Below are 3,312 nucleotides of genomic sequence, written 5' to 3'. Positions count from 1 at the left end.
CAGTAATCATCTGGAGGAATTTGATTAGAATAGGTCTGTTTTGGATGGAATAAAGTGATGCTTTACACATGTAGAAAGAATAGTAATAAAACAGGATCATCATATGCATATGAGTTAATGGATTATCTGCGTTACTTAAAGAAATTAAATATTCATTATAGAGATGTTAAGAGTAAATCGATAATTGAGGGATATATCAAATGTTTATTATATGGGGATAGTTGAGAGGAAATAGCGGATATAGAAGGTGCGTTGTCTTTTAATGTAATCAAGAAACGTATTTCCATAATAAAACAATTTTATGAATGGCTAGAGGACAATGGTGAAGTAGATGAAAATCCAGTAAAGTATGGGGTTAAACCAAATAAGCAAGGTAAAAAGAATGTTAAGGCTAAGTTTCTCTATGGACAAATTTGGGATTTTGAAATAGATAAATCATTAGTTAGTAAACTTAGATACAAAAAAGACCAAAATCATTTAAAGTGGTACAGTCAGGAAGATATCGATGCTATATGGGGGTCTCTTCCAACTTTAAGGGATAAAATAATATGTGAAATAAGTATAGAAACAGGTATGAGAATAGGTGAGATACTGGGTTTTAAACTAGGGAATTTTAACTCAGAAGATGGCTGGCTTGATATTAAAAAAGAGGAAAATATCGAGAACGAAGCACTGGCTAAAACTAGTGAAAGGGAATTACCAATAAGTGGGGAATTAGCTGAAAGAATTGAATTATACATAAGAGGTGAAAGGTTGGATGCACTTACAGAAGATATTGATTATATCTTCTTAAATTGGAAAGGAAAGCATAAAGGCCAACCTGTTAGGCAACGAAACTACTTACGAATTATAAAAGGGCTGGGTATAAATATACATAAAATACAGGGAATTATTCATTTTAACTTTATGAAAAAACTGCCTTAATTTGAACAAAAGCCCATGATTTTGGTTGGAATAATGTGTATCTTTACAAACTTGTCTATTAGACGGATATAAAAAGAAAGCGAAAGTTAAGGAGTGGGTTTATGTGGCGCAACTATATTTTAAATACGGAGCTATGAATAGCGGAAAATCAATAGAAATATTAAAGGTAGCTCATAACTATGAAGAACAGAATAAGTCAGTTTTAATTTTCACCCCAGGAATTGATGATAGAGATGAGAGTGGTTATGTTTCAAGTAGGATAGGTCTTAGAAGAGAAGCATACCCTATTTTTGAAGAAACGAATATTTACGATGTTGTTAAGAATTGTAAACAAATGCCATATTGCATCCTAATAGATGAGACACAATTTTTAAAGAAAGAACATGTGTTACAATTAGCCAAAATTGTTGATGATCTTGATATTCCTGTAATGGGGTTCGGTCTTAAAAATGACTTCCAAAATGAATTATTTGAGGGTAGTAAATATTTTTTGCTTTATGCAGATAAAATTGAAGAAATGAAAACGATATGTTGGTTTTGTGCAAGAAAGGCTATTATGAATTTACGTGTAGATGATAGAGGAAAGCCAGCATATACGGGTGAACAAATTCATATAGGTGGAAATGATTCCTATTATCCCGTATGTCGTAAATGTCATGCCAATCCACCACTTTAGGTGAAGGGGGAGTATTAATGGACTCTAAAGAAACTTGCTTCCTCGCTATTTAGTGTTTAGTTTAAAATTTCATAAAGCTGTACATACTTGGTAAAAACTATTAAAATACTAAGGAGTTTTTGCCTTATGAGAGATTATGAAAAGAAGTATAATGTATTCCAATCTGCATTAGAAATACCTGAACCATGGTATGTTTTCCATCATGAATTAGCTAAAGAAGAAAATACCTTGCATATTTATATTGAATACAGAAAAGGCGCTGAATTTTCATGTCCAAGTTGTGGATCGACTGGCTGTAAGGTTCATGATATTCAAGATCAAGACCGTACATGGAGACCTCTTGACCTTTGGCAATATCAAACGCAGCTCCACGCTAGAATGCCCCCCGTTAAATGTGAATCATGTGGCAAAATACGCACCGTGATCATTGACTGGGCACGACCAGGTGCAGGGCTTTCATTATTATTTGAACATCATGTAATGTCGTTGATGGTTGACATGCCAGTTGCAGCGGTAGCCCGTAAAGTTGGTGAACATGATACGCGACTATGGCGTGTATTTAAATATTATGTTGGCAAAGCGAAGGAAAACATTGATGTATCAAATGTAACAACTAGAAAAACTAAAGGTTTGTTTATTGGTAATGGAATGTCCCGAACTAAGGCTGTTTCTCGCTTGAAATCAGGTAATGATACGTGGTCAACTTCTAAGACGAATGCTCAATCAATTGCGAAATCTGCTAGTCCAAAAGGGAAAGCTGTGGGTGCAGAAATAGATAAAAATGGAAAAGGGAAACACTATCACTATCACCCAGTTAAAAGTGTTAAACAAGGTAAATCAGTAAGAATGGGCTCTCATGCTTTTTATGGTGCTCCAAGAAAATAAGAAAGTTTTTTACTGTGTCATGTACTTATTATCTATATGAAGGGGGGAGAGTAGATTGATATTATTGCAGAAAAATCCAAGTGGAAAAACTTATTACGATTTAATAGATTTATGTTTTGATATTTGCGATCAGTTTCATTTGGTTTTAAGAAAAGATATGGGTTCTCTAAAGAGTTTTGATAAATTCCTAAATAAAATTGATTCTGCTTTAGTTACAATGAAAGAAGAATCTGAATGGGCAAGTACCATTTTAGATGAAGGGCAAACGGCTAAGGTGTATTATTACCATACTAAAGACGAAAATGTTAAAGGAATTATTAAAGAAACTGTTAATTCTTTATATGAGTGGGAGATGCCTAAACATCCAGAAGACTTATCTTTCTTTAAAGATGGTGAGGTTTGGTTGGCAACAAGCAGTCATGAAAGGGAGTGTTATATATTTCCGAAAGAGGAAGAAGTCGGGAAGATTATGAATATAAATGGAATAGATGCTACAATAGAAGAAGATGAATAATATGAAGCTATGAAGGAATTGAAGAAAATACCTTCTTTAAAAGACCATTTCTCACCTGAAATGGTCTTTTATATAATCTTTGATATTAAAGATATATGCTGTGATTGTTTAGTGAGTTGAATTATTTTAAGCCAAATAATTACTTTTGGTAAGCCACAAATATTCTTGGATTAAAAAACTTGAAGTAAACTTAACTCAAGTACCTTATTAAAATCAGTAATTACTAATAGAATTAATGATATATAACGGTGTTTGTCAATATAGTTGTCGCATTTACTAAATTATAATTATCTTTTTCTTGTCCGTTTGCCCG

General features: G+C 33.0%; 4 protein-coding genes. All 4 read left to right on the top strand.

Annotation, left to right across the window (positions count from 1 at the left end; all coding sequences use genetic code 11):
* Window positions 1–252: 252 nt before the first annotated feature.
* The 4 genes from AC6HVZ_RS19410 to AC6HVZ_RS19395 all read left to right on the top strand — a co-directional run bounded on the left by AC6HVZ_RS19410 (window position 253) and on the right by AC6HVZ_RS19395 (window position 2,999).
* Window positions 253–924: a tyrosine-type recombinase/integrase gene (locus AC6HVZ_RS19410; protein ID WP_497559771.1), complete on the top strand. Its 672-nt coding sequence runs from the start codon at window positions 253–255 to the stop codon at window positions 922–924.
* A 103-nt stretch (window positions 925–1,027) separates the two neighbouring features.
* Window positions 1,028–1,600 carry a thymidine kinase gene (locus AC6HVZ_RS19405; protein WP_497559770.1) on the top strand — a complete coding sequence of 191 codons (573 nt, stop codon included), beginning with the start codon at window positions 1,028–1,030 and terminating at the stop codon, window positions 1,598–1,600.
* Between the two features lie 126 nt (window positions 1,601–1,726).
* Entirely contained in the window at window positions 1,727–2,485 is a 759-nt protein-coding gene (locus AC6HVZ_RS19400; RefSeq protein ID WP_497559769.1) for a helix-turn-helix domain-containing protein, read from the top strand.
* 55 nt (window positions 2,486–2,540) lie between these two features.
* Window positions 2,541–2,999, top strand: coding sequence for a stage III sporulation protein AH (locus AC6HVZ_RS19395; protein WP_497559768.1), 459 nt, complete (start codon window positions 2,541–2,543; stop codon window positions 2,997–2,999).
* Window positions 3,000–3,312 lie beyond the last annotated feature (313 nt).

The organism is Oceanobacillus sp. NCCP-135 (genome assembly GCF_059698015.1).
The sequence above is the reverse complement of the archived record's forward strand: the minus strand, read 5'-3'. Positions and strand labels throughout refer to the sequence as shown.